Origin of the sequence: Arthrobacter sp. LAPM80 (assembly GCF_046736435.1) — a bacterium.
Classification (GTDB): domain Bacteria; phylum Actinomycetota; class Actinomycetes; order Actinomycetales; family Micrococcaceae; genus Specibacter.
In genome coordinates this window covers 12507-39026 of sequence record NZ_JBCHVD010000010.1, presented here as the reverse complement: position 1 = coordinate 39026, position 26520 = coordinate 12507, and the positions used below count along the sequence as shown (strand labels likewise).

Sequence of the window (26520 nt, the reverse complement as noted above, 5' to 3'; positions counted from 1 at the left end):
GCAAAATACCCCGGGGGAAGTGGCTATAGGGTGAAGGCTGTGCTCCCTGTGGGGCTGTGCTTGGCACGCAGTGCGCTGGGGTCCCCGATGGGTCCGACCGCGACAGTCAGCTTCGTGAAGTCAAGCTTCTCCTCGCGGATGCAGACCTTGATGTTCGCCACTGCGCGGGCGGCGTCGGGTGCCACGATGTAAACATTCAACTTGCCCAGGCCATGGCCCGCGGAAGTGAATTCCAGCTTCTCCAACACACCGCTGCCACGCCATGCCAGGTGCGGGGTCAGGGCGTCCTTCGCCCGCTGCGCGAGGTGCTTGTCCCTGTCGCTGACGCGGTCGCTCTTCAACGCGAACTGGGCGACAACAAGGGTCTGCTCCTCCCGTGCCAGCTCGGCAAAGCCGTCGGCGAGGCCCTGCTCGGCGAAGGCCGCCAGCATGCCTTCGGCCTCCTCAAGGGTTTCCACCTGGGCATCCTTGGACGTGCTGATGTGCCCCACGGTGCCGTGGTTGATAACGAAGAAGATCTCGGGAGTTTCGGATTGCTCCGTCTCCCCAGCTCCCCCGGCGTCAACCCACGCTTCACGGAAAACCATGGTGCCGTCGTCGTTCTTCTTGTACAGGCGCACAATGTTCGGGTCGAGCCCGGCCAGGATTGTCTGGTTGATCGGCTCCGTGCTGACGTCTTCGATGTTGCTCTGTTCAGTTGCGCTCATCGCACTGTCCTTCCTAGGGTGAACCAGGCCGCATCGCGGCCGTCGAATGGGGCGCTTGCGGCGGCAACGGCCGCGTAAAGCGCTGTGCAGGCGGCCTGGATGCGTTCGCGCAACGCCTCCGGGTAGGCCATCTCAATGCTGTGCTGGGCGAATTCGTCTTCATCGTCAACGAACAGGCCGCGGGAAACGGTGCGGACGACATCAAGGTCCATGTCAATCAGATGGAACTCGATGAGACCGTGGCCAATGCGGCGCCACTGCAGGTCGATGGCCAGGTCGATGTACAACTCGACGCCGTGCGGGTGCGCGTCGTCGAAGAAGGTGGCAACCCAGTCGCCAGTGTGCGGGATGAGCATGACGGCGTCGGACGCTGTGTACAGGGCGGCACCCGGGCGGGAGATGAATTCGTTCAAGCCTTGGAAAACCCAGTGCCCGTGCTCGTCCGAACCAAGGTGGCGGCCCGGCACAACCCAATGCGCCAAGCCGTTGAACTTCCGGTTGCGGGCAACGACAAGGTCCCCCGGAACGGGACCTTCCTGCCGGTCCGTGGCGGGGGCGTCTTCGGCCACCGTCACAGGATCGGCAGCTGTCCCGTGCGAGGAGCCGCGTGTCCAGGCAGCGGGCGGGCAAAGGGAACCTTCGTCCCCAGGACCTGTTCGACGACGTCCTGCGCCACGCGCTGGGCCGTCAGGCCGACGCGCTCGAGGACCTGGGCACGGGATCCGTGGTCAAGGAATTCAACCGGTAGCCCGACCTCGTTCAGGGCCGTATCGATGCCCGCGGCACGGAGCTCCTGGCGGATGCGCGAACCAACACCTCCGGCACGGACGCCGTCCTCGACGACGATGACGATGCGGTGCGCCGACGCCAGTTGCACGATCGAGCGCGGCACGGGCAAAACCCAGCGGGGGTCCACCACCGTGGAGGTGATGCCCTGGTCGCTGATGCGCGCGGCGACGTCAAGGCACAGCTCGCTCATGGCACCCACACTGACGATCAGCACATCGGTTTGCGGATCCTTGGGGGTGTCGGGCATGTCGTGGTGCGTGCGGGCCAACACGTCCACGCCGTCGTACAGCCGTTCAAGGGCCACGACCTCGGGACCGACGTTTCCCTTGGAATACCGCACGACGGTTGGCGCGTCGGAGACGGCAACGGCCTCGCGGAGTTCCTCGCGCAGGCGCACTGCGTCGCGCGGGGCGGCCAGGTGGATGCCGGGGACAATTTGGAGCATCGACAAATCCCACATGCCGTGGTGGCTTGCGCCATCAGGGCCCGTGACGCCTGCGCGGTCAAGGACGATCGTGACGCCGGCCTTGTGCAGGGCAACGTCCATGAGCAGCTGGTCGAACGCGCGGTTGAGAAAGGTTGCATACATGGCCACCACGGGGTGCATGCCGCCGAAGGCCATCCCGGCCGCCATGGTCATGGCATGCTGTTCGGCAATGCCGACGTCGATGACGCGTTCTGGGAACTTTTCGGCGAACTTTGCCAGGCCGACAGGAAGCAGCATGGCCCCCGTGATGCCAACAATGTCGGGGCGCTCCACGGCGATCTTGGCAATTTCATCGCCGAAGACCCCCGTCCATGACTTGCCGCCGGGCCCCCCCACCGAGGCACCGGTTTCGGGGTCGATGACGCCGACGGCATGGAATTGGTCGTCGACGTCGGCGCGGGCCGGCGCATAGCCGCGGCCCTTTTCGGTGAAGGCGTGGACGATGACGGGGCCGCCAAAGTTCCTGGCCGCGGTCAGGGCCGCTTCCATGGCTTTTTCGTCGTGCCCGTCGATGGGCCCGACGTACTTCATGCCCAGGTCGTCGAACAATCCCTGGGGGGCCCACCAGTCCTTGACGCCCTTTTTGGCCGCGTGCAGGCTCTTGTAGACGAACCGGCCGGCAACATTGCCGTCCTGAAGGCGCTTCTTGCCCCATGACATGGATGCTTCATAGCGTTTGTGCGTGCGCACCTGGTCCAGGGCCGGGCGCAGGGAGGCGAGGTAGTCGGCGACGCCGCCGACTGTGGGGGCATAGGAGCGGCCGTTGTCGTTGACGACGATCACGAGCTTGCGGTGCTTGTCGGCCGCGATGTTGTTGATGGCTTCCCAGGTCATGCCGCCCGTCAGGGCACCGTCGCCAATGACGGCCACCACGTAGCGGTCGTCCTCGCCCTTGAGCTGGTGGGCGCGGGCAATGCCGTCAGCCCAGGAAAGCGACGAGGAGGCGTGGGAGCTTTCGACAATGTCGTGCTCCGATTCGCCGCGGTCTGGGTAGCCGGAGAGGCCGCCCAGCTGGCGCAGCGTGGAAAAGTCCTGGCGCCCGGTCACGAGTTTGTGGACATAGGACTGGTGCCCCGTATCAAAGACAATGCTGTCCCTGGGCGAGTCGAATACCCGGTGGATGGCCAGTGTCAGTTCAACAACGCCAAGGTTGGGGCCCAAATGGCCCCCTGTCTGGGAAACGTTGGCAATCAGGAAGTCGCGGATCTCTTGGGCCAGGGTCTCCATTTGGCCGTCGCTGAGTTTGCTCAGGTCACGCGGATGCCTGATCGTTTCTAAAAGTCCCATTGGTACCTCCCTGGGTGCACGGTCAACGTCTAACAATATCGCGTCCCCGGCATGAATGTGTGCCGGACCCCGTGGATTCAAGGGCCTAGCGACGTCGAAACGGTCATCCGCGCCCGATATATCAGGCGCGGATGACCGTTTCGACGTCGTGAAGGAGGTGAGGCGGTTCACTGACTTTAAAAGTGACGGGGCGGGCACCCGGTTTCCCGGATGCCCGCCCCGTCAGGTCAATCCCGCTGGCCCGCGGTTACAGGAACCGGTGGGCCCACACGCTCGAGGGCCCCGACGTCAAACCGCGCCAGCGCCTTGACGTCGGGAGGGTGTGCGGATTATGCCGACGCCGTGATCTGGCGCAGCACGTACTGCAGGATGCCGCCGTTGCGGTAGTAGTCGGCTTCACCGGGGGTGTCGATGCGCAGAACGGCATCGAAGCTTACGGTGGTGCCATCTTCTGCAACTGCCGTGACCTTCAGGATTTTGGGCGTGGTGCCGTTGTTCAGCTCGGTGACGCCCTCAACTGAGAAGGTCTCCGTGCCGTTCAGGCCCAGCGAAGCAGCGTTCTGACCGGCCGGGTACTGCAGGGGCAAAACGCCCATGCCGATCAGGTTGGAGCGGTGGATGCGCTCGTAGCTCTCGGCGACAACTGCCTTGACACCCAACAACGCGGTGCCCTTGGCAGCCCAGTCACGGGATGAGCCGGAGCCGTATTCCTTGCCAGCCAAAACGACCAGCGGGATGCCGGCGCTCTGGTAGTTCACGGAAGCATCGTAGACGTAAGCCTGCGGGCCGCCGGCCTGGGTGAAGTCGCGGGTGAAGCCACCCTCGACGTTGTCCAGGATCTGGTTGCGGATGCGGATGTTCGCGAAGGTTCCACGAATCATGACCTCGTGGTTTCCACGGCGTGAACCGTAGGAGTTGAAGTCCTTGCGCTCAACACCGTTGGCCAGCAGGTACTGGCCGGCCGGGGTCTCGGACTTGAAGGAACCTGCCGGGCTGATGTGGTCGGTGGTGACCGAATCGCCCAGCTTCAACAGAACACGGGCACCGGCAATATCCTCAACCGGATCAGCTTCGGCCTTCATGCCTTCGAAGTACGGGGGCTTGCGAACGTACGTGGACTTGGGATCCCATTCGAAGACGTTGCCTTCGGGGGTTTCCAAGGACTTCCAGCGGTCATCGCCGTCGAAAATGGTGGCGTAGGAGTTCGTGAACATCTCGCGGTCGATCGATGCGTCCATGACTTCCTGGACCTCGACAGGGTTCGGCCAGATGTCGGCGAGGAAGACGTCGTTGCCGTCGGCGTCCTGGCCGAGGGCATCGTTTTCGAAGTCGAAGTCCATGGAACCGGCCAGGGCGTACGCGATGACCAGCGGCGGTGAGGCCAGGTAGTTCATCTTCACGTCCGGGTTGATGCGGCCTTCGAAGTTGCGGTTACCGGAGAGAACGGCTGCCACTGACAGGTCATTCTCGGCGATGGCCGATGAAACTTCGGTGTCCAGGGGACCGGAGTTGCCGATGCAGGTGGCGCAGCCGTAACCAACCGTGTAGAAGCCGAGCTTCTCAAGGAAGGGAACAAGGCCTGACTTTTCGTAGTAGTCGGTGACTACCTTCGAGCCCGGTGCAACGGAGGTCTTGACCCAGGGCTTGGACAGCAGGCCCTTATTGACGGCGTTGCGTGCCAGAACTGCTGCGGCAAGCATGACCGAGGGGTTTGACGTGTTGGTGCATGAGGTGATCGATGCGATGGTGACGGCACCGTGATCGAGTTCAAACTCGACGCCGGACTCGTTCTTCACGTGGATCGGTGCTGACTGGCGGCCGTCGGCACCCTCGGCAGCGGAAACCACTGTGCGATCGGTGTCGTGGGTGTGGTTGTCGGCATGCGTGAAGGACGGTGCGTCGGAAGCCGGGAAGGACTCTTCCAGCGACTCGTCAACCGTGTTGCCGTCAGCGTTGGCATCGGAGGCAACATAGTTGTTCAGGTCCGAACGGAACTGGGCCTTGGAGTTGGTCAGCTCGATGCGGTCCTGGGGACGCTTGGGGCCCGAGATGGAGGGAACCACGGTTGAGAGGTCCAGTTCCAGGTACTCGGAGAACTGGATTTCAACCGAGGGGTCGTGCCACAGGCCCTGCTCCTTGGCGTAGGCCTCAACGAGAGCAAGCTGCTCTTCGCTGCGGCCCGTCAGGCGCAGGTAGTCGATGGTGACGGAGTCGATCGGGAACATGGCAGCCGTGGAACCGAATTCCGGGCTCATGTTGCCGATGGTTGCACGGTTGGCCAACGGCACGGCGGAAACGCCTTCGCCGTAGAATTCCACGAACTTGCCGACAACACCGTGCTTGCGAAGCTGCTCGGTGATGGTCAGGACGACGTCGGTTGCCGTTGCGCCGGCCGGGATGGAACCCGTCAGCTTGAAGCCGACGACGCGCGGGATGAGCATGGAAACGGGCTGGCCAAGCATGGCCGCCTCGGCTTCGATGCCGCCAACGCCCCAACCCAGGACACCCAGGCCGTTGACCATGGTGGTGTGTGAGTCGGTGCCAACCAGGGTGTCAGGGTAGGCGCGCAGTACGCCGTCGACCTCCCGGGTCATGACGGTGCGGGCCAGGTACTCAATGTTGACCTGGTGCACGATGCCCATGCCCGGGGGGACAACCTTGAAGTCTTCGAAGGCAGTCTGTCCCCAGCGCAGGAACTGGTAACGCTCACCGTTGCGCTGATATTCAATATCCATGTTGCGCTCGACGGCGCCTGAGTTGCCGAAGACGTCGATCTGGACCGAGTGGTCAATGACCATTTCGGCAGGTGCCAAGGGGTTGACGCGGCTGGGATCCCCGCCGAGTTCCTTGACGGCTTCACGCATGGTGGCCAGGTCGACGATGCAGGGAACTCCAGTGAAGTCCTGCATGATGACGCGGGCCGGGGTGAACTGAATTTCGGTGTCGGGCTCCGCGTTGGGATCCCAACCCGCCAACGCACGCACGTGGTCGGCAGTAATATTCGCACCATCCTCGGTGCGCAGGAGGTTCTCAAGCAATACCTTGAGGCTGAACGGAAGGCTCTTTGCGCCTTCAACCGAGTTCAGTCGGAAAATCTCGTATTCGGTCCCGGCAACATTAAGTACGCCTTTGGAACCAAAACTGTCCACATTAGTCATCGATGGACTCCTCTCGCCACTACTTTTATCTTTGTCACGCAATGGACCGGGTGCCAGTTAGGCACACCTTACTCGCGCTCGGAGACCGCTCCGCGCCTCTTGAGGAAGCGGTAGAGCAGCTCGATCGCTAAACATCCTGCTGCAGTTACCGCCATCGTAACCGCTAACAGCGGCCCGCCCGGGATGTCGAGGGCAAAGAAATTTCGAGCGAAGGGCACGGCCATGATGAGCGCAAGCCCCGCAACCATGGCGGCAACGAGCAGGGCGCGCCATTTGTCGAAGGGCCGCGCCAGCGCGCCGAGCACCCACAAGCCCACCAAAAGCACCGTCACTGTCACAGCCGTTTGCGCCTGGCGGACCATGTGCTCCTCCCCCATCGATGGGACGGGGAAGGCCCTCGCCAGGGAGTACACAGCCATGACGCAGGCAGCCACAATCGCCCCCGCGGGGATGGCGAACATCAGTGTCCGCCGCAGGAATCCTGGCTGGTAGCGCCTGGCATTGGGCAGCAGGGCAAGGAAGAAAGCCGGAATCCCGATTGTCATGGAACTCACAACTGACAGCTGGCGTGGCAGGAACGGGTAGCGCCACATGAGGATGCCGATGGCGATGGAAATGATAATGGCGTACGTCGTTTTCGTCAGGAACAGGTTCGCGACGCGTTCGACGTTGGCAATGACCCGCCGCCCCTCTGCGACGACCGAGGGCAGGTGGGAAAACTGGCCGTCGAGCAGCACCAGCCGTGAGACTGCCTTCGTGGCGGCCGCGCCGCTGCCCATGGCGATGCCGATGTCTGCGTGCTTGAGGGCAAGGGCGTCGTTGACGCCGTCGCCCGTCATGGCCACCACGTGGCCGCGGCTCTGCAGGGCCAGGACAATTGCCTTCTTTTGCTCCGGCGTCACACGCCCCAGGACACTTTCACGCGCAAGCACATCGGCCATCGACCCGACGTCCTCAGGCAGCCCGCGGGCGTCATATCCGTCGCCGGAGAAGTTAAAACCAACGTCACGGGCGACGGCGGCAACCGTGCGGGGGTTGTCCCCGGAGATGATTTTCAGCGCCACGCCCTGATCCCTGAAGTACTGCAGAGTCTGGGCGGCGTCGGATCTGACCTTCTCCCGGAACACCAGCAGGGCAACCGGGGACAGGCCCGTCAACGAAAAATCATCGGCGGCGTCGGCCGGGGCGGGCACGGGCCGGTGGGCGAGGAGCACGGCCCGCAGTCCGCGCCCTGCGGCGTCAAAGGACGCCGTGAGCGGCTCGGGGTGGCTTTCACCCTGCAGGAGCACCTCAGGGGCACCCAGCACCCAGTCACCGGCCATGGGGCCCGGACCGAAGGTGACGGCGCTGAATTTGTTCGCGCTACTGAAGTTGACCTCGGCAACGGGCTGCTCCTGCGGGGCTTCGCCGTAGCCGGCGGCAAGTGCGGCAGCCGTCGGGTTGGCGTTGGGGTGGGCACCCTGCCAGGCCAGCACCGCCTCCCAGCCGGGCACCGCCGCGAACACGGTGGTGCCTGCGAGTTCCATCCGGCCCTCTGTGAGCGTTCCGGTCTTGTCAAGGCACACCATGTCGACGCGGGCCAGGCCCTCAACGGCGGGCAGTTCCTGCACAAGGACCTGGCGCCTGGCCAGGGTCACGGCGGCCATGCCAAAGGAAATGCTTGTCAGCAGCACTAGGCCTTCGGGGATCATGGCGACGATGCTGGCCACGGCACTGACAACGGCCACCCGCCACTGCCCCGAGGCCAGCGCGGCAGACCATCCGCCGTTGGCGCTCATCTGGCCGTTGATGACAAGGACGATGATGGGGATCAGGGCCCAGGCGATGTACAGGATGATCCGGTTGATCGAGTTACGGATCTCGGAGTTCACGAGCGAGAACCGCCTGGCCTCGGCCGTCAGTGCCGAGGCGTACGATTCGGCACCCACCCTGTGCACGCGCGCGGTGCCGTAACCGGCGACGACGGCTGACCCTGACAGGGCAAGGTCCCCCGGCGCCTTCTCGACAGGGTCCGACTCCCCCGTCAGAAGCGACTCGTCAATCGCCAGTGACTCTCCCACCAAAACAAGCGCGTCTGCCGGGACCTGGTCCCCCGTGCGCAGCAGCAGCACATCGTCCTGGACCACGTCGGCCACCGCAAGCTCGTGTTCGGCCCCGTCCCGGAGCACCCTGGCTCGCGGTGCATGCAGCACCGCGAGTTTGTCAAGGGTACGTTTGGCCCGGTATTCCTGAACCACCCCGATGGCAGCGTTCACCACCACGATAAAGCCGAACAAGGCGTCGCGCGGATCCCCCACGAGGAGCACCAGCACCAGGCAGCTGCCAAGCACAGTGTTAAACAATGTGAAGACGTTGGCCCGCACAATGGCCCAGATGCTGCGGCTGCTTTCGTGGGCAACGGCATTAGTCAGCTCGGCCACCCTGCGCTCGTGGACCTGCGCGGCGGTCAATCCCACACGTGAAAGCGCGACGACATCCACGGGCGCAAGCGTGCCCCGGGCATGCTCCATGGCTGCGCGGCGGTGTTCATCGCGCCGCTCGGCCAGGATCGTGCCCTTGGGCTTGCTGTGCGTCATATCGCGCCGGGGCGGCCGCGCCTGTGGTGCCGTCTGCTTCACGTGCGTTCCTCGTCCGAAACTGTGTTCCTAGTCCGTGGCGGATGCCTTCGCGGCCGGCACGAGCAGCGCCACGGTTTCAACGTGGTGCGTGTGCGGGTACAGGTCGAAGGCGCGCAGCGTTTGAACCGTCCAGCCGGCGTTGGCAAAGTACTTCACGTCCCGCGCAAACGCCGCAGGATCGCAGGATACGTAGGCAATGGCCGACGGTGATGTTGCCACCAGCGCACGCACAACGGCCTTGCCGGCACCTGCACGCGGCGGGTCAAGCACGACGGCGTCGAAGCGACGGCGCTGTCCGGCTGCGGTTTGTGATGCGCGGGATGCCGTGCCAAGGATTTTCTCCACGCGGCCCTGGGCAATTTCAACCTGCGCGCTTGCGTGCAGGTTCTTGCGCGCATCACGGCTGGTTCCGGCCGAACCCTCAACGGACAGGACGCTGCCGTCGGGTCCAACGGCGTCGGCAAGGGGTGCGGTGAACAGGCCCGCACCGGCGTAGAGGTCGGCGACGTCGGCGCCGTCGTTCAGGTAGCCGCCCTGCAGCAACAGGCCCAGGGCCGCATCCGTGAGGACCTTGGGGGCATTGCGGTGGATCTGCCAGAAGCCGTCGCCCGTGACCCTGAATTCGTGGTCGTCTGTGGTTTCCTTGACCCAGCCGCGGCCGTTGAGAACTTCAATGGCACTGTTTTCGGGGTTCCAGCGGGCCACCGACGGCGGGGTTTCAAGGGCTGCCAGGGACCGGGCAACACGCTTGACGGCGGCACCGGCGGCCTTTTCGCTCTGGGTTGCATCGGGTGCAAGCAGCACCAGCACGCCCGAGCCGTTGGCGGGGGCGGCAACTTCAATGCGCTCGATGCCCGTGAAGTCGACCTCCCAGAGGCGCAGCTCGTTCACAGCGGGCATGGCCAGGGGCATGTCCTGGATGGGAACGATGGCGTGTGAGCGGTGGGGGTGCATGCCCAACTTCCCCGACGGCGTGACGGCGAAGCCGACGCGGGTGCGCCAGCCAAGTCCGCCCTGCTGCTCGGCGGTGCCCTTGGTGTCAACGTCCTCGACGCCGGCGCCGAACAGCGCCTCGACTGCCTCGGATGAGAGACCGCCGAGGCGTTCGAGCTGTTCACGCACGACGGCGGTCTTCAGCTCGAGCTGGCCCTTGCGGGATACGTGGCCGAATTCGGCCCCGCCCACAGGAACTCCGTTGCGGGAGGCTGCCCGCAGCGCGTCGGCCTCTGGCCAGAAGTGTGCCACGCGTTCGGCGGACGCTTCCACGACGCGGGTGACGTCGGCGCGCCAGAACTTGGCGTCGTCCTCGTGCTCGGTCAGGGCAATCTCCACGGTTTCACCGGGAATAGCATGGCGGACAAAGATGACCCGGCCCTCGTGGCGGGCAACGCAATGGCCGCCGTGGGCCACCGGTCCAACGGTAACGGTGAGGCGGGGTAGGGTGGTTGACTCGCTCATGTGGCTCTATTCCTGATATTTCTTGGCGTCGGTGGATGATTTCAGCTGCCAGGGCACGCTGGCAACCACAACTCCGGGTTCAAAGTGCAACCGCGTCTTAATGCGCAGGGCCGTCTGGTTGTGCACCAGCTGCTCCCACCATTTGCCCACCACGTATTCCGGGATGTACACCACGATCAAGTCGCGAGGGGTGTCCTTGCGCATGTCCTTGATGTGGCTGATCAGCGGCGTCAGCGTTTCCCGATAGGGACTCGCCAACACTGTCAACGGTACCGGGATGCCCAGCCTGTCCCAATCCGCAATGGTTTGTTCGGTCTCAGCCGGGTCCAGGTCAACGGTGATTGCCTCCAGTGTTGAGGGCCTCGATGCACGGGCGAAGGCGACGGCGCGCAGGACGGGCTTGCGCACGTGGGAGACCAAGATCACCGCGTGGATGCGGGCAGGCAGGGCCCGGATGGCGAAGTCCGAGTCAACCTCAAGCTCCTTGGCCACGTTGTCGTAGTGCGCACGGATGCTCCACATGATGACAAAGAGGACGGCCATGGCGAGCAGCGCAATCCAGGCGCCCTGCTCAAACTTGGTGACGAGGACGATCAACAGCACGGTGAGGGTCATGCAGAAGCCGATGGTGTTGATGACCCGTGAGCGCTTCATCCTGAACCGCACGGCCCTGTCCTTGACGGTGAGCAGCTCGCGGGTCCAGTGCCGCACCATGCCCAGCTGGCTTGCAGTGAAGGATATGAAGACGCCAACGATGTAAAGCTGGATGAGCCGGGTGACGTCGGCGTTGAACGCGACGATGAGCACAAGGGCACCGACCGCCAGCAGGATCACCCCGTTGCTGAAGGCAAGCCTGTCGCCGCGGGTGCGCAGCTGGCGGGGCAGGTAGCCGTCCTTGGCGAGGATCGAGGCCAGCACCGGGAAGCCGTTGAAGGCGGTGTTGGAGGCGAAGACAAGAATGGTGCCGGTGGCTGCCACGATGATGAAGAACGGGATGGACCCTGCGCCGAAGATCGTGGCCGCAATCTGGCTGATGGAGGGGTTCTGCACGTAATCGACGGGCGGGGCCACACCGTCGACGAGGAATTCGGTGTGCGGATCGGCAACTATGTGCACGCCCGTGGCGTTGGCGAGGAACAGGATGCTCGCCATCATGGCCGCCGCGATGGCGCCAAGTAAAAGCAGCGTTGTCGCGGCGTTCTTGCTCTTTGGCTTGCGGAAGTTCGGCACGCCGTTGCTGATGGCCTCAACACCGGTCAGGGCCGCGGCACCGGATGAGAACGCCCGCAGGAGCAGGAAAGCGCCGGCGAGGCCCACAAGGCCCTGGTTGAAGGCTGCCTGCGGAACAATGACGAAGTCGGCCGACGGCGCACGGCCCAGGCTGCCCGTGGCGGCCTGGAACAGCCCGGCGCCCGTCATGGCGAAGATGCAGAACATGAAGATGTAGGTGGGGACGGCAAATACCGACCCGGCCTCCCTGATGCCGCGCAGGTTCACCAGGGCAAGAAGGATGACACCGACGACGGCGACCGCCGCCTGGGTGCCGTGCCAGCCGGGGATCGCCGTGGCAAGGTAGTTCGCCGCCGATGACATGGACACGGCAACTGTCAGGACGTAGTCGACCATGAGGGCCGAGGCAACGGTGAGCCCGGTGCCCTTGCCGAGGTTGACGGTGGCGATCTCATAGTCGCCGCCGCCTGAGGGGTAGGCGTGAACGTTCTGGCGGTAGGAGGCAACAACCGTCAACAGCACCACCATGACGGCAAGGCCGACCCAGGGCGAAAGGGACACCGCCGCAACACCGGCCAGGGCCAGCGTGAGCAGGATTTCGTCGGGGGCGTAAGCCACCGAGGACAGCGCATCGGAGGCGAAAACCGGCAGGGCGATGCGTTTGGGCAGCAGCGTGTGCGACAGTGTGTCGCTGCGGAACGGACGCCCCACAAGAACGCGCTTAAACGCGTTGAAAAAATTCAGCACGCGGGTAACGCTAGCACCAGAAGGGCGCCACGGCTCCGTCGGAGGGCCGTAATGTCCGCGCACCGTGCCCACATGTCACACTGGAAACTGCCGCAACTTGACCGCAGGGGCAGCGGCAACGTGAAATTGGATCCGCACAGCATGCCCGGCATGCGGCAACAGCAGCAGTCCGGCAGACGCCGTCGTACTGCCGGAACTACCCTGGGCTGACCAGGACAAGGAGCATCATCGGTGGCACATTTTGTGATCATGGGTTGCGGGCGCGTTGGCGCGACCCTGGCCCACACACTGGAGGACTCCGGCCACAGCGTGGCCATCATCGACCAGGACGAACGCTCGTTCAGACGCCTGCGCACAGGATTCGGCGGGCGCAAGATCACGGGGGTCGGCTTTGACCAGGACACGCTGAAGCAGGCAGACATTGAGCACGCCTATGCCTTTGCCGCCGTCTCAAGCGGTGACAACTCAAACATCCTGGCCACCCGCGTCGCCCGCGAGACGTTCCACGTGGAGCACGTTGTCGCCCGGATCTATGATCCCGGCAGGGCCGAAATCTACCAGCGCCTGGGCATCCCCACGGTGGCCGCCGTTCGGTGGAGCGCCGACCAGGTGCTGCGCCGGATCCTGCCGGAAACAGCCATCAAGGGTGATTTTCGCGAGCCGTCGGGGCGGCTGATCCTGACTGAACTCTCGCTGCATCCGGACTGGATCGGCCACCACATCCTTGACATCGAGGCTGCCGCCCGGGTCCGGGTGGCCTATCTGACACGGTTTGGCGAGGGCATGCTGCCCGGGTCCGACACCAGCTACCAGCAGGGCGACACTGTGCACGCCATGATCCTCGGCGCACAGTCGGCCGACGTCGCACACATACTTTCCGCGCCCCCCGTGAAGGAGTTCTAACATGCTCGTTGTCATTGTCGGTGCGGGAAGCGTCGGCTGTTCCATTGCCAAGGAACTGTTGTCCAATGGCCATGAAGTGCTCCTGATCGACCCCAAACCCGAGGTGATCGGCAAAAGCGGGTTGCGCGGGGCCCGCTGGCTGGTGGGCGACGCCTGCGAAATCAGCACCCTTCGCGAGGCAAAGCTGCACGAGGCGGACGTGGTGGTTTCGGCCACAGGCGACGACAAGGTCAACCTTGTCGTTTCGCTGCTCGCCAAGTCGGAGTTTGGTGTTGGCCGCACCGTTGGCCGCGTCAACAACCCGAAGAACGACTGGATGTTTGACGACTCCTGGGGTGTGGACGTTGCCGTCAACACCCCGCGGCTCATGACGGCCCTGGTGGAGGAGGCAGTGGAAATTGGCGACCTCGTGCGCCTGCTGACACTGCAAACCGGGGTTGCCTCGCTCGTCGAGTTCACGGTGCCCCCTGAGTCGCACGTCATTGGACTGACAGTTGGCGTCATCGACTGGCCGCACGATTCGACGCTCGTTGCCATCCTGCGCGACGAAGCACCCATCACCCCCAGCGGGGACGACGTCATCGAGGCAGGCGACGAACTGTTCTTTATCACCACGATCGCCGCGGAAAACGACCTCCGGACGCTTCTCTCAGGATCCCAGCCTTAAAGAGCTGGCCCGCACAGGGTCAGCCCTCGTCGGCTGCCACGTCCTTGACCGGGCGGCTGACGAGCCAGGCGATCCACAGGCCACAGGCATACAGGGGCACGCCCATGATCAGGCGCATGGCACCGAGCGCGTCAACCTGCCCCGCAAAGTACAGCGGCAGCTGGACGGCAAGCCTGGCAGCCATGACGCCGACAAGGATCCAGGTCGCGACACGGTATGCGCGGAGCCGTTCGGGCTGTCCGCGCCAGCGCACGCCTTCATTGCGGGCATAGCCGAACAGCAGTCCCAAAATGGGCCAGCGCACGGCAATGGAAACCACCATCGCCACAATGTAGGCGGCGTTGGTGTAGAAACCCACGGTGTAGTAATCCTCGGCCCTGCCCGTTTTCATGGCCAAAAACGCCGAAAGTGCGACGCCGGCAATCCCGGCCAGCGCCTGCGTCAGGGGTGTGCGCTGGACAAGGCGGGCGACGAGGAACACGGCCGCCATCGCGACCGAGCCGACAAGTGCCGTTGTGAGGTCCCGGGTGATGGTGAAGGCGACGAGGAACACCAGGCCGGGCAGGACGCTTTCGGCGATGCCCCTGACTCCCCCGGCGGCAGCCAGCAGGTCAATGTGGCCGTTTTCCTTGCGGACCAGCGGGTTCCTGGCGGCCATCTCCTGGGCGATTTCCGCCAGGCTGCCGGCAGGCTTTTCCGCCGGGATGTTCTCTTCGGGACCCTGCTGGCTCAACTAGCTCTCCTGTGTTCCAATGATCTCGTATCGGGGGTTGAACATGGTGGGCAGGCCGTCGCGGAGGGATACCATCCCTTCGACACGCAAACGCGTGCCGGCCACGATGCCGGGGACCCGCCGTCGACCGATCCAGACGAGCCGAAGGCGGTCGTTTCCGCCGCCGCCGGCGGCACGGCTGGTTTCCCTGTCGGTGAGAATCGCCGTGTAGGCAGGTGCCACCGACTCCGGCCGGATCGTGACGGCATCGATGACACCCGCGCACACGGCCCGGCCGCGCACGGGCAACTCGCTAACGGCGACTGCCTCAGGCCAGTCGCCTTGTTGCATGGGGAACAAGGTCAGCCGATCGCCGTGATTTCGGGTCCACGGCGGAAGGGCTCGCCACCTTGGGCCGGGCTTGCGTGGTCGGCTGCCAGGTCCCCCTGGGGGCCGGCGACGGCGTCCTTGGGCAGGCGCAGCAGCAGCAGGTCGCGCGGGGGCAGGGGTGTCTCGCCGCGCACCACGACGACGCCGCGGAACAGGTCCTCAAGCTCCTGGGCCGCTTCGCTGTCCACAGCTGCATTGCCGCCCAGCACGCCCCGCAGGAACCAGCGGGGGCCGTCAATGCCGATGAAGCGGGCAACGCGGAAGCCCTTGCTGCCGTCGGAGCTCAGCGCGGGAACCTTGGCGAGGACTTCCTTGCCGAAGGTGCCGTCGAGGATTTCAATTTCCCCGCCCTGCGAGCCGACAGACAGGCCGATCTGTTCGCGGATGTCCCGCCACAGCTTTTCGGAGCGCGATGCGGCAAAGGCCTGCAACTGCAGGCTTGAGCCGTTCAGGTCAAGTGTCACAGCAATGACCCGTGCGGTGCTTTCCTCAACTTCAAGGCGCAGCGAGAGGCCTTCGCGCGGGGTGATCAGCAGCGCGCCAAGGTCGACGTAGCCGTCGGTGCCTTCCACCTCGGATGAGTCCAAGGGACCATGGAGTTCGCGCTCGTAGACGGTGTCGGCCGGGTTGGGCGGCAGGTCCAGCATGTCCGGGCCCGCGATCACCTTGCCGTCCTCGTCAACGTCTACTGCTGCAGGCTCGAGACCCTCGGGCTCGTCCACGCTGTTTTTGTTTTTCCTACCGAACCCAAAAGCCATGGGATTTAAGACTCCTTGTAGATGATGAAACGGTTGTTGGCGGGCGCCGCTCAGCCGTTGTTGGACCCCGGGGCGGCGTTGCCGTTGGCCGAAGGGGTAAATCCGCCGGTGGATCCAAAGCCGCCGGTGCCCCGCACCGAGTCCGGCAGTTCCTCCACCGCGATGAACGCAGCCGTTTCCACGCGCTGGATCACCATTTGGGCAATTCTATCGCCCCGTGACAAGGAGATGGTATGCCGTGAATCGGTGTTCAGCAGTGTGACGGAAATTTCCCCGCGGTAGCCCGCATCAACGGTGCCGGGGCTGTTCACGATGGTCAGGCCGGCCTTGGTGGCCAGGCCCGAACGCGGATGGATCAGGGCCGCAAAACCAAAGGGCAGGGCGATGCTGACGCCCGTCGGCACGAGCGCACGCTCCCCGGGGGCCAGGACAACGTCAATGCGGGTGCGCAGGTCGGCGCCGGCGTCGCCGGGGTGCGCGTAGCTGGGGGGTTCGATTCCGTCGTCGAGCATGCGCAGCTGCACGCGCAGCGTGGGGCGCAATCCGTCGGAACCGGGGGTTTCGTCAAAAGTCTGTTGGGTCACAACAGAACACTCTATCGCGAACGGCTGGGCCCTGTCTGCGCGGGCTGATCCCGGCCCAAGGTGTATTACCGGCGGAAAGATGAAAAGCTTGTCCCATGTCCTCACAAACACCCCAAAGCGCCACGTCCCCGTCAACGGCCAGCTACACCGAGAAACTGTGGCCCAATTTCTGGGGCTGGGTGATTGTGGTTGGCCTGTCGGCCGCAGCAATCCTGATCTTCATTCCCATCAGCCCCACGGCGGGCTATGTGGCGTTCTTCGTGATGCTGCTGATCCAGGCCGCCCTGCTGATTGCCTCGACGCCCACCATTGCGGTGACGGCCGACACGCTGCGGGTTGGCCGGGCCCAGATTGAACGCCAGTACGTTGGCGACGTCAGCATCTACTACGGCGAAGAGGCAACCGAGCAGCGCGGCATCAAGCTCAACGGCCTGGCCTACCTGTGCATCCGCGGCTGGGTGAAGCCCGTGGTCAGGATCGAAATCACGGACCCGGATGACCGCACCCCCTACTGGCTCACGTCCTCACGCCACCCCGAGCATCTGGCCGCCGCTCTCGGCGGGGCAACGCGGCCCGGGACGGACCCGGCCAACTAGCCCTCGCAGTCCCTGCAGTACTTGTGGCCGTTTGATTCGCGGGCCAGCTGCGAACGGTGGCGGACCAGGAAGCAGGAACTGCAGGTAAATTCATCGGCCTGCTCGGCCAGGATCTCCATGGCCAGTTCATCCGGCGGCAGTTCCGCCCCGGGAAGCTCGTACTCGTCCGCCAGCTCCGACTCGCCAAGGTCGATCAGGGCGTTGGACCGTGCCGCGTGCGGGTTTGTTGCAGGGGCGGCGCCAGCCTGTTGTTGGGCCGTGCGCGGCCGGTGGTAGCTGGTTGTCATTCTTAAGTTCCTTAAAATTGCTGCCGTGTGCCAGACAGTAAACACTGCCAACACCCTAAAATGGAAAACATGCTGCCGGCGGCAACCGATGCCGTAGTTCGCAGCAGGCTTAAGACTGCGGCCCGCAGGGGGTGCGATGTGTGGCGAACGCCGCATTTTGCATGCCATCTCGCGCCACGCCTGGGCGGGTAGTAGGAAATCCACCATATCGGTGGCACAGTTTCGAAGTAATCAATAGACTTTTGGGAGGACGGCATGGCTGATCTGCGCCTGGTGGGTGTCCACGATGATGGCAGGCACCTGCTTTTGAGTGGCCCCGATGGGGATATCTACCTTCTCCCCTTGGATGAAGCGTTGCGCACAGCCGTGGGCAAATCCACCCACCGCAGCTCCCGCGTGCCCCAGGCACCGGGAACCCGGATGAGCCCCCGGGAAATTCAGGCACTGATCCGTGCCGGTGCAAGTGCCGCCGACGTCTCCGAGCAGTCGGGGCTTTCCCTGGACCAGGTCCGCCGTTACGAAGGCCCCGTGCTGGCCGAGCGCGACTACATCGCCTCGCAGGCCCGCAAGGTTGAGGTGGCCGCCCCCTCGGCGCACAACGACGGTTACAAGTCAGCCTTCGGGGAAAGCCCGGCGACGCTCGAGGACATGGTCAGGCACAGGCTGGGCGCCTTTGGTATCAACGCCAAGACACTTCGATGGGACGCCTGGCGCGACCACGCCGGCGCATGGACCGTCAGCGCAGACTTTGACCCCGGGACCGAATGGGCCGCCAGCAGCATCGGCGAACCGGCCCCGGCCCTGTGGCGCTTCCATTCGGGCCGCAAGGCCCTGCACAACGCAAACCGTTGGGCACAACAGCTTAGCGAACTTGATCCGTTGGACAGCCCTCTGGCCGAGCGCCATCTCAGCGCCGTCATTGACAAGCCCTTTGATGTTGATGCCGACTCACCCGAGGCAGGCCTCGACGGGGCTGTTGAGGCCGATGTGGCTCCCGAGGAGGAACCTGCGGGCCAGGGCGGGCTCCTTGACATGCTGCGCTCCAGGCGCGGCATGCGCCTTGGCCTGGACGAAGACGGCGACGACGAACTTGCCGCCATGCTCGGCACCCACGTTCCGGGCGCCCACCCCCGAGACGAGGCGCTGTACGGCACCCCTGAGCCGGCAGTGGACGAGCAAACGGCGGCAAGGGACACTGTCCGTGCCATCCCGTTCCTGCAGCTTGCCCCTGGCCTTGCCGACGACAAAAACCACCTTGGCAGTCTCGACAGCGTTGCCGAGGTCAGCACCGAAACGCGGGAAATCGTGCTTTCAGGCGAGCCCGGCTCGCCGCTGCGCCCCACACACACGTTTGCGGAGCCTGTCATTGAGGTGGCTTCCAGCCACCTCTCGGACCTCACGGCAGAGGATCACGGTGCTGCCGGCGATGGCCCCAGCGACAGCGAAGTGGCCGCACGCCTGGAACGCAAGGCTGCCGGAAAGCCCAAGCGTTCAAGCGTTCCCAGCTGGGATGAAATAGTCTTCGGCACCAAGGGCGACTAACACGGAGCGGGCCAACGCCCGCTCCGTCGTTGGGCCCACGCGCCCGAGGGCCCCGCTGTGAGCCTGCGAGCAGTGGGAGTGCGTTGGGCCCACGCGCCCGAGGGCCCCGCTGTGAGCCTGCGAGCAGTGGGAGTGCGTTGGGCCCACGCGCCCGAGGGCCCCGCTGTGAGCCTGCGAGCAGTGGGAGGGCGTGGGGATTACCGCCGCTTGCCTTTGGCTTTCTTCGCGGTGACGGGGATCCGCAGCAGCGGAACCTCACGCTCTGCCTTGGTGATGGATCCGTGCTGGCCCACCACGTCCATGGCCTGTGGGCGCACACGGCGCAGGTCATAGAAGGCGATGGTCTCGCGGGCAAGGACCAGGACGTCACCGATCCGCGCCCTGACGGTGTCGCTGACCTCGCCGAAGTATCCGGCATCGATGGCCTGGTCGCGGGTAATGACCCAGGCCTGCTTGCCGAAGCGTTCAAGCCAGGCAGCCATGAGGTGGTTGCGGCCTTCCTCCATGGCCTCGGGTTCCAGGTACAGGTGGACCATGCGCGGCTCACCTGCGGTGTGCCTGACGCCGGCAACCAGCTCGGGGAACACCGAGTAGTCGATGCGGGCCGCGCGCGGCACATCCACCATGCCGTGGTCGGCGGTGAGCAGGATTAGCGTGTTGGCAGGTGCCGTGGCGGCAAGACGCTTCATGCCGGCGTCGAGCTCCTCCAGCTGGCGCTCCCACTCGGGGGAATCCGCACCATGGGCGTGGCCTGCCTTGTCCAGTTCGCTCCAGTACAGGTACACGAGCGCCTTGGGCGTTCCAGCCAGGGCCGCGGCGGCCTCCTCCACACGGGCATGCATCGATGTCGCCCCGCGGAACGTGCTGCCACGCAGGGCCGCACGGGTCATGGCAGAGTCAGCGAACCGCGGCAGGCTCACAGTTGTTGACGCCACGACCTGGGCCAGTTGTTCAAAAATAGTGGGGAACGGCTGCCATACGAGGGGGTCGACGCCGCCGTCCCAATTGCCCAGCAGGTTCACCACCTTGTCCTGGCGCGGGTCAAGGACGTCGTAGCCGACCATGCCGTGCTGTCCTGGCACGACGCCGGTGCCCAGCGCCGTCAGGGACGTCGCCGTGGTGCTGGGGAATGCCGCCTGGAGCGTGCGCGGGTGCTCGCCGGCGCAGTCATCGGCCATGACGCCGCGCAGGAAAGGTGCGTGGGAGGCGCGCTGCTTGAGCAGCGCCTTGCCCAGCCCGTCAACTAGCACCACACAGATCCGCGGGGCTGCGGGCAGCCTCAGGGCATTCGCGAAGCCAGCCACGCCAAGGGCCGCTGCCGCGCTGCCAAGGACGTCGCCGATGCTGGCCCTGCCATAGGCGGGGGCTGCCGGCAGGGCGGGCTGCAAAGCCAGAAACGCCTCGGGGCCTGACGGGGTCGTGGCCGGGCTGTCCACGGCGTTATCGGCGGTGATGGGAACGGCCCAATCGTCCACCAAAGACCGGTAACTTGCTGCTGCCCGTCCTGCTGTGGCCCGATGCGTCGGGGTGCCCGGCATTGAGCGCCCCGGTGTTGATGGCTCGCAGGGCCCGGGCGAAGGCCTTGGCGTCGGCCACGGCCTGCAGGCCCTCGGCCTCGGCGCTGATGCGCAGGGCGATGTCCTCCTGGGCGATCGTGCCGCTATAGCCGTGGTCGGCGTCGCACTCGGGATCCCCGCACGACGCCGGACCCATCTCCACCCGCTGTCCACCGGACCAGGCAATGGACAGCGTCAGTTCACGGGCGGGGTCCGACGGCTTGTAGTCCTGGGGCTGCGCGTAAATGTAGCTGAGCACCACTGACTTGATCTGGCTCACGGGAACGGATTCGGTGGACACCTGGGCCACCATCTGCTGGCCCGATTCGTCCAACTGGTGGTCATCGACGTGCGTGATGACAAGCAGTTGCGCTGTCAGCACGAGCACTGTGATGTGGCGGTGGACCTCGGCGCGGTCAAAGTGGGTTTCCAGGTGGACCAGGTGGGACAGGCTCTCTTGGCCGTCGAGGGCGTCATTGACAACGTCCGCAACGAGCCGGGGATAAAATCCCGAGCGCTGGAGGGCTGCGTCCAAATCCCTGCCCTTGGTACTGGCCGGGGCACCGGCTCCAAAGCTGTTCATGTCCCCCATTTTCGCATTTTGCCGGCGGCGTTGCGAACCAGCCGCCGGCACGCGGCAACTTTTAGGACATCATGGCCCGCCGCGCACTGTCCGTGCGCTGGGCAGCATTGCCAATGTGCACCTCCGCCGCCAGCACCGTCACGGTGTTCGGTCCGACGAGGATCGGCTTGAACTCAACAAGTGCCACCTCGGGATGCTCGTCCTTGAGCATGGCAATACGGGCCACCAGGTCTTCAAGGGCCTTCACATTTCCGGCCGGCAGGCCCTCGTAGCCAAAAAGTTTCACGGCGGCCCGCGGCGAGCGGACAAGCTCGGCGGTGTCGGCCACTGACAGCGGCGGGACCCTGTGCGCCCAGTCGTCAAGCAGGTTCACGGCGTCGCCCGAGAGCCCGAAGGACACCACAGGACCCAGCAGCGGGTCCTCAATGGCGCGCAGTGTGCAGGACTGGCCCACCTCGGCCATGGATTGCACCTCCAGTTCCTTGGCCCCGTAGGGTTGAAGGAATTTTCGCATCTGGACGACGTTGCGCCGCAGCGAGTCGGCATTTTCAATGTTGATGCGCACCCCGCCGAGGTCAAGGCGGTGCCGCAGGCTCGGGTCGATCGTCTTGATGGCCACGGGCCAGCCCAGCCGTTCGGCGGCGGCCACGGCTTGGTCCTCGCTGCCAAAGGGCTCGGATTCGAGCACCTCAATGCCGTAGTGCCCCAGCAGCTCCCGGGACTGCGCGGGGCTGAGGTTCACCAGCCCGTCCCCCGAAACACCCTCCAGCCACGCATCCAGCAGCAGTTGTGCCGCCTGCGGGTTCACGCCTTCAGGCGGGTCGAAGACGGGCGCATCAAGTGTCAGCCATTGGGCGTAGCGGACAACCGCGGCCAACGCCGCAATGGCCGACCCCGGACTTGAAAAAGCCGGCAGGCTGTCGGCCATCTGCCGGTTGACGTGGATGCGCGGATCCACAATCCCGGTAAACGAGGCGATGACCGGCTTGCCGGTTTCTGCCGAACATTCCTGCAGTGTGGATGCGATTTTTTCCACCGTCAGCCCCACCACGGGCATCAAGGTCACGATGGCCGAGTCCACGCCGTCCTGCGCCAGGGCGGCAAGCACCGTGCGCTTGAGCAGCGGCAGCGCCCTGGACTGCCCGGTGTCAAGGACGAGTCCGGACGTGACCGCAACCACGCGCAGGCCGAGTTGTTCGGCCACGTCGGCCACCACGGTGCCCATGGCCCCTGAATTGCCGATGATGGCCAGTCCCGGCCCCTTGGGCAGCGGCTGGCCCACCATGATTTGGGCAACATCGGCGAGCTCTTCAATGGTCTTGACCCGCACCACGCCGGACTGGCGCAGCATGGCGTCAAGGGCACCGGCGGGCGCCTGGGTGGTGCGCACCGCGTGGCCTGGCGGCAGGCGCAGACCCATGGAGTCGGACTTCGCCACGATGACTGGCTTGCTGCGCGAGAGCCTCCGGGAAATCCTTGAAAACTTGCGCGGGTTGCCGATTGACTCCAGATAGAGGCCACAGGCTTGAGTATTGGCGTCATCCTCCCAAAACTGCATCATGTCGTTGCCGGACACGTCGGCTCGGTTCCCTGCCGAGAGCACCGTTGACATGCCCACTTCACGCCTGGACATGGAGGCGAACAGGGAAACACCGAGGGCTGCCGACTGGCTGAAAATGCCCAGGCCGCCCCGGCGCGGGAGTTCGGGCGCCATGGAGGCGTTCAGCGACACGGCCGGATCTGTGTTGGCCAGCCCGAGCGACGCCGGGCCGACCAGCCGCATGCCGTTGGCCCGGGCCTGGCGCACCAGGGCGCGCTGGCGCCTCAGGCCGCGTTCGCCGTCGTCCGCGAAGCCCGCCGTGGCAATGACAACCCCCTTCACCCCCGCCTTGCCGCACTGCTCCACCACCCCGGGAACCTGGTCGTAGGGCACGGCAATGACGGCCAAATCCACAGGGCCCGGCACCTGGGCAATGCTGGCGTACGGCATCATGCCCGAGACCTCAAGGGCCTCCTGGTTCACGGCATGGATGGCGCCGGCGAACTTGCCCTCCACCACGTGTTCAAGGAGCTGCTGGCCGATGCTCCCCCAGGCCCGGCTGGCACCGATGACAGCAACCGATGACGGGGCCAGAAGGCCCGCAACGCTGCGTGCCTCGGCGCGGTGTTCGCGCGATTCCATGACGGCCCGGGACTTTTCGGTCGGGTCAATATCAAAGTACAAGGAGATGACGCCGTCGTCGAAGTGCCTGTGAACCTCGTAGCCCGCCTCCGAGAAGACCTGGATCATCTTCCGGTTTTCAGGCAGGACCTCGGCCGAGAACTTGTCGATCCCGTTTTCCCGTGCGGCCGCGGCCAGGTGCTCAAGGAGGATCGATCCGAGACCTCGGCCCTGGTGGGCGTCCGAAACGTTGAAGGCAACCTCGGCCTCGGCGGGGTTCTCGAGCCTGTCGTAGCGGCCGATCCCGATGATCTCCCCGCCGCGCGTTATGACAAACGCCACACGGTCGCGGTAGTCGAGTTCGGTGAAGCGGCGCAATTCCTTCGCCGTGAGCTTCGATTTGTACGTAAAGAAACGCAGATAGATGGAATTTTGCGATTGTGCCATGTGAAATGCCTGCACGGCGTCCGCATCCGCGGCGGTCATGGGCCGCAAATGGCCCGTCCCGCCGTCGCGCAGGACAACATCGGCTTCCCAATGGGCCGGATAGTCGGGCGCGGGCTCTGGCTTCGCCATAGAATCACTGTACCGACACGATGCGTTTTTTGGCGTTCATGTCAGTCCGCAACACCCCCATGCAGAAAAGGAACCACCGCCACCATGGCCAAGCGCCAACCCCCCGCAGCCGACGACTTCGTTGAGAACATCGTTGACATTGATGTTTCAAGTGAGATGGAAGGCTCCTTCCTGGAGTACGCCTACTCGGTGATTTACTCCCGCGCGCTGCCCGACGCGCGCGACGGGCTCAAGCCCGTGCAGCGGCGCATTTTGTACATGATGACCGAGATGGGCCTGCGCCCGGAAAAGAGCCACGTCAAGAGCGCCCGTGTTGTGGGCGAGGTGATGGGCAAACTGCACCCGCACGGCGACTCGGCCATTTACGACACCATGGTGCGCATGGCCCAGGACTTCTCCCTGCGCCTGCCGCTCATTGACGGCCACGGCAACTTCGGCTCGCTCGACGACGGCCCGGCCGCCCCGCGTTACACGGAGGCCAGGCTGGCGGCCGCCTCGCTGGAGCTGACGGGAAACCTGGATGAAGACGTTGTGGACTTCATCCCGAACTACGACGGCCAGATGATGCAGCCCTCGGTGCTGCCCGCCGCCTACCCGAACCTTCTGGTCAACGGCGCAAGCGGCATTGCCGTGGGCATGGCGACCAACATGGCCCCGCACAACCTGGGGGAGGTTGTCGCCGCGGCCAGGCACCTGATCGAGAACCCTGAGGCAACGCTTGAGGACCTCATGGCGTACGTCCCCGGCCCCGACCTTCCCTCGGGCGGGCGCATTGTGGGCCTGCAGGGCATCCGCGACGCCTACGCCCACGGCAGGGGTTCCTTCAAGACCCGGGCCAAGATCTCCGTCGAACAGCTTTCCCCGCGCCGTGTCGGCCTTGTCGTGACCGAATTGCCGTACCTTGTGGGCCCGGAAAAGGTCAGGGAGAAGGTCAAGGACGCGGTCAACAACAAAAAGCTTGTGGGCATCGCCGACTTCATTGACCTCTCGGACCGCAAGAACGGCATGCGCCTTGTCATCGAGATCAAGAACGGCTTCAACCCCGCCGCCGTGATGGAACAGCTCTACAGGCACACGCCCCTGGAAGAGTCGTTCGGCATCAACAACGTCTGCCTGGTTGAGGGCCAGCCGCAAACGCTTGGCCTTCTGCCCCTGCTGCAGGTGTTCGTCACCCACAGGATCGACGTGGTGCGCCGCCGCACAGCCTTCAGGCTTGGCAAGAAGCAGGACCGCCTGCACCTGGTGGAGGGCCTGCTGATTGCGATTGTCGACATCGACGAGGTCATCCAGATCATCAGGACATCCGATGAGGTAGCCGCGGCGCGCGAGCGGCTCATGGCCATCTACGACCTCTCCGAGATCCAGGCCAACTACATCCTTGACCTGCAGCTGCGCCAGCTGACCCGCTTCTCCATGGTCAAGCTCGAGGCCGAACGCGACGAGCTGCGCCGTGCCATTGCCGAGCTCGAGGCAATCCTCGCCTCCAGGGAACTGCTCCACCAGCTGGTTTCCGATGAGCTCGGGGCTGTGGCCGAGAAGTATGCCACCGCGCGCCGCACGGTGCTGCTTGAGTCCGAGGCGATGTCGCCGTCGGTGGCCAAGGCGCTTGCAGCAGGTCCGGGCGGCAAGGGGGCCCCTCTGGCGCTTGAGATCGCCGATGACCCCTGCTGGGTGCTGCTCAGCGCCACGGGGCAGATCGCGCGCACCAGCACGGCCGATCCGCTGGTCGAATCCGGCGGGCGGAGCAAGCACGACGTCTTCTCATCGGTGCTTAAAACAACGGCTCGCGCTGAAATTGGCGCCCTGACCTCGCTGGGCCGCATGCTGCGCCTGCAGGTCGTGGACATGCCGGTGCTGCCGCCGACGGCGGCGCTGCCCAACCTTGCCGGCGGAGTGGCTGCCAAGGACTTCATCACGCTGACGAAGGGTGAATCCCTTGTCGGCTTCGTGCCGCTGGGCAGCGTCTTCGCCGTGGGCACGGCCACCGGTGTGGTCAAGCGCGTCACCCCCGACTACCCATTGAACCGGGACGATTGGGAGTACATCGCGCTCAAGCCCAAGGATTATGTGGTGGGTGCCGGCGTTGCCACGGACGACGACGACCTCGTGTTCATCACGCAGGGCGCCCAATTGCTTCGGTACAGTGCCGCCATGGTCCGTCCGCAGGGACGCACCGCGGGCGGCATGGCTGGCATTAAGCTCGGCGCAGGGGACGTGGTGCTGTCCTTTGGGGTGCTCTCCCCCGCCGATGCCGACGCCGTCGTGGTGACTGTGGCCGGCGGGCAGGACGCACTGCCAGGGACGCCGTCGGGCTCGGCAAAGGTCACGGCATTCTCCGAGTACCCCGCCAAGGGCCGTGCCACAGGAGGGGTGCGGGCACACCGCTTCCTCAAGGGGGAGGATAAGCTCATGGTTGCGTGGGCAGGCCACGGCCCGGCCAAGGCATCCTCCAGCTCAGGTGTGGCACGGGCACTGCCCCTAGAGCACGGGCACCGCGACGGCTCGGGCGTGGCGCTCAGCGCAGGCATTGACCTGCTGGGCCCAAGCCTGGGCGGCCACGATTCCGCGGACGCTCCGGCGGGTGCCCCTGCCGGCGCTCCCGAGAAGCCGGTGCGCGCACCGGCCGCCCCGGCGCCGATCCCTGACACCACCCAGGAAGCGTTCGAACTCCCCCTCGAATGATCCGCACGTCCTCCCCGAGGGTTGTGGGCCCAGGGGCGGGTG

Annotated in this window: 20 protein-coding genes; 5 read left to right on the top strand and 15 right to left on the bottom strand. The window is 65.0% G+C overall.

The window, feature by feature from the left end:
• Positions 1 to 23 precede the first annotated feature (23 nt).
• The 7 genes from AAGW05_RS11685 to AAGW05_RS11655 form a co-directional block, all read right to left on the bottom strand.
• Positions 24 to 707 carry a hypothetical protein gene (locus AAGW05_RS11685; protein ID WP_411804706.1) on the bottom strand — a complete coding sequence of 228 codons (684 nt, stop codon included), beginning with the start codon at positions 705 to 707 and terminating at the stop codon, positions 24 to 26.
• On the bottom strand, positions 704 to 1276 hold the full coding sequence (locus AAGW05_RS11680) for a DUF402 domain-containing protein (protein ID WP_411804705.1): 573 nt from the start codon (positions 1274 to 1276) through the stop codon (positions 704 to 706). The genes AAGW05_RS11685 and AAGW05_RS11680 overlap by 4 nt, the downstream gene beginning before the upstream one ends.
• Before the next feature lie 2 nt (positions 1277 to 1278).
• Positions 1279 to 3270 carry a 1-deoxy-D-xylulose-5-phosphate synthase gene (dxs, locus tag AAGW05_RS11675; protein ID WP_411804704.1) on the bottom strand — a complete coding sequence of 664 codons (1992 nt, stop codon included), beginning with the start codon at positions 3268 to 3270 and terminating at the stop codon, positions 1279 to 1281.
• Between the two features lie 329 nt (positions 3271 to 3599).
• A complete protein-coding gene (locus AAGW05_RS11670) occupies positions 3600 to 6428 on the bottom strand; it encodes an aconitate hydratase (protein ID WP_411804703.1) in 2829 nt (942 codons plus the stop codon).
• Positions 6429 to 6496: 68 nt separating this feature from the next.
• Positions 6497 to 9046 (bottom strand): HAD-IC family P-type ATPase, encoded by a 2550-nt coding sequence (locus tag AAGW05_RS11665; RefSeq protein ID WP_411804702.1) that lies wholly within the window; start codon positions 9044 to 9046, stop codon positions 6497 to 6499.
• Positions 9047 to 9073: 27 nt separating this feature from the next.
• Complete coding sequence (locus AAGW05_RS11660) at positions 9074 to 10504, bottom strand: class I SAM-dependent RNA methyltransferase (protein WP_411804701.1); 1431 nt, start codon at positions 10502 to 10504, stop codon at positions 9074 to 9076.
• A gap of 6 nt (positions 10505 to 10510) precedes the next feature.
• Complete coding sequence (locus AAGW05_RS11655) at positions 10511 to 12481, bottom strand: APC family permease (RefSeq protein WP_411804700.1); 1971 nt, start codon at positions 12479 to 12481, stop codon at positions 10511 to 10513.
• Between the two features lie 231 nt (positions 12482 to 12712).
• Between AAGW05_RS11655 and AAGW05_RS11650 the strand changes: the two genes are divergently transcribed.
• On the top strand, positions 12713 to 13384 hold the full coding sequence (locus tag AAGW05_RS11650) for a potassium channel family protein (RefSeq protein ID WP_411804699.1): 672 nt from the start codon (positions 12713 to 12715) through the stop codon (positions 13382 to 13384).
• Between the two features lies 1 nt (position 13385).
• Complete coding sequence (locus AAGW05_RS11645; RefSeq protein WP_411804698.1) at positions 13386 to 14051, top strand: potassium channel family protein; 666 nt, start codon at positions 13386 to 13388, stop codon at positions 14049 to 14051.
• A 19-nt stretch (positions 14052 to 14070) separates the two neighbouring features.
• Here the strand turns inward: AAGW05_RS11645 and AAGW05_RS11640 are convergent, their stop codons facing one another.
• From AAGW05_RS11640 to dut, 4 genes are read right to left on the bottom strand one after another with little or no spacing between them, the layout of a single operon-like run.
• On the bottom strand, positions 14071 to 14784 hold the full coding sequence (locus AAGW05_RS11640) for a DUF3159 domain-containing protein (protein WP_411804697.1): 714 nt from the start codon (positions 14782 to 14784) through the stop codon (positions 14071 to 14073).
• The gene (locus AAGW05_RS11635) at positions 14785 to 15114 is read right to left on the bottom strand and encodes a hypothetical protein (protein WP_411804696.1); all 330 of its coding nucleotides are present in this window, start codon (positions 15112 to 15114) and stop codon (positions 14785 to 14787) included.
• 11 nt (positions 15115 to 15125) lie between these two features.
• Complete coding sequence (locus AAGW05_RS11630; protein WP_411804695.1) at positions 15126 to 15911, bottom strand: DUF3710 domain-containing protein; 786 nt, start codon at positions 15909 to 15911, stop codon at positions 15126 to 15128.
• Positions 15912 to 15961: 50 nt separating this feature from the next.
• Positions 15962 to 16495: a dUTP diphosphatase gene (gene dut / locus AAGW05_RS11625; protein WP_411804694.1), complete on the bottom strand. Its 534-nt coding sequence runs from the start codon at positions 16493 to 16495 to the stop codon at positions 15962 to 15964.
• A gap of 95 nt (positions 16496 to 16590) precedes the next feature.
• On the opposite strand from dut, the gene AAGW05_RS11620 reads away from it, so the two are divergent.
• A complete protein-coding gene (locus tag AAGW05_RS11620; protein ID WP_411804693.1) occupies positions 16591 to 17091 on the top strand; it encodes a DUF3093 domain-containing protein in 501 nt (166 codons plus the stop codon).
• Here the strand turns inward: AAGW05_RS11620 and AAGW05_RS11615 are convergent.
• Complete coding sequence (locus tag AAGW05_RS11615) at positions 17088 to 17378, bottom strand: DUF4193 family protein (protein WP_411804692.1); 291 nt, start codon at positions 17376 to 17378, stop codon at positions 17088 to 17090. The two genes, AAGW05_RS11620 and AAGW05_RS11615, sit on opposite strands and share 4 nt — an antisense overlap.
• Before the next feature lie 255 nt (positions 17379 to 17633).
• On the opposite strand from AAGW05_RS11615, the gene sepH reads away from it, so the two are divergent.
• On the top strand, positions 17634 to 18920 hold the full coding sequence (sepH, locus tag AAGW05_RS11610) for a septation protein SepH (protein WP_411804691.1): 1287 nt from the start codon (positions 17634 to 17636) through the stop codon (positions 18918 to 18920).
• Between the two features lie 197 nt (positions 18921 to 19117).
• On the opposite strand, the gene AAGW05_RS11605 is transcribed toward sepH, so the two are convergent.
• From AAGW05_RS11605 to AAGW05_RS11595, 3 genes are read right to left on the bottom strand one after another with little or no spacing between them, the layout of a single operon-like run.
• Positions 19118 to 20395, bottom strand: coding sequence for an alkaline phosphatase family protein (locus AAGW05_RS11605; protein WP_411804690.1), 1278 nt, complete (start codon positions 20393 to 20395; stop codon positions 19118 to 19120).
• Positions 20361 to 21068, bottom strand: coding sequence for a DUF5998 family protein (locus AAGW05_RS11600; protein WP_411804689.1), 708 nt, complete (start codon positions 21066 to 21068; stop codon positions 20361 to 20363). Before AAGW05_RS11600 ends, AAGW05_RS11605 begins: the two co-directional genes overlap by 35 nt.
• Positions 21069 to 21120: 52 nt before the next feature.
• Complete coding sequence (locus AAGW05_RS11595; protein WP_411804688.1) at positions 21121 to 23796, bottom strand: GNAT family N-acetyltransferase; 2676 nt, start codon at positions 23794 to 23796, stop codon at positions 21121 to 21123.
• An 84-nt stretch (positions 23797 to 23880) separates the two neighbouring features.
• Between AAGW05_RS11595 and AAGW05_RS11590 the strand changes: the two genes are divergently transcribed.
• Positions 23881 to 26478, top strand: coding sequence for a DNA topoisomerase (ATP-hydrolyzing) subunit A (locus AAGW05_RS11590; RefSeq protein ID WP_411804687.1), 2598 nt, complete (start codon positions 23881 to 23883; stop codon positions 26476 to 26478).
• Positions 26479 to 26520: the final 42 nt, after the last annotated feature.

Excerpts from the sequence above, each read along its gene's own strand:
- AAGW05_RS11595 (WP_411804688.1), bottom strand. The coding sequence starts at position 23,796 with ATGGCGAAGCCAGAGCCCGCGCCCGACTATCCGGCCCATTGGGAAGCC.
- sepH (WP_411804691.1), top strand. The coding sequence starts at position 17,634 with ATGGCTGATCTGCGCCTGGTGGGTGTCCACGATGATGGCAGGCACCTG.
- AAGW05_RS11685 (WP_411804706.1), bottom strand. The coding sequence starts at position 707 with ATGAGCGCAACTGAACAGAGCAACATCGAAGACGTCAGCACGGAGCCG.
- AAGW05_RS11645 (WP_411804698.1), top strand. The coding sequence starts at position 13,386 with ATGCTCGTTGTCATTGTCGGTGCGGGAAGCGTCGGCTGTTCCATTGCC.
- AAGW05_RS11615 (WP_411804692.1), bottom strand. The coding sequence starts at position 17,378 with ATGACAACCAGCTACCACCGGCCGCGCACGGCCCAACAACAGGCTGGC.
- AAGW05_RS11670 (WP_411804703.1), bottom strand. The coding sequence starts at position 6,428 with ATGACTAATGTGGACAGTTTTGGTTCCAAAGGCGTACTTAATGTTGCC.
- AAGW05_RS11590 (WP_411804687.1), top strand. The coding sequence starts at position 23,881 with ATGGCCAAGCGCCAACCCCCCGCAGCCGACGACTTCGTTGAGAACATC.
- AAGW05_RS11635 (WP_411804696.1), bottom strand. The coding sequence starts at position 15,114 with ATGCAACAAGGCGACTGGCCTGAGGCAGTCGCCGTTAGCGAGTTGCCC.
- AAGW05_RS11620 (WP_411804693.1), top strand. The coding sequence starts at position 16,591 with ATGTCCTCACAAACACCCCAAAGCGCCACGTCCCCGTCAACGGCCAGC.
- dxs (WP_411804704.1), bottom strand. The coding sequence starts at position 3,270 with ATGGGACTTTTAGAAACGATCAGGCATCCGCGTGACCTGAGCAAACTC.
- AAGW05_RS11630 (WP_411804695.1), bottom strand. The coding sequence starts at position 15,911 with ATGGCTTTTGGGTTCGGTAGGAAAAACAAAAACAGCGTGGACGAGCCC.
- AAGW05_RS11660 (WP_411804701.1), bottom strand. The coding sequence starts at position 10,504 with ATGAGCGAGTCAACCACCCTACCCCGCCTCACCGTTACCGTTGGACCG.
- AAGW05_RS11600 (WP_411804689.1), bottom strand. The coding sequence starts at position 21,068 with ATGGGGGACATGAACAGCTTTGGAGCCGGTGCCCCGGCCAGTACCAAG.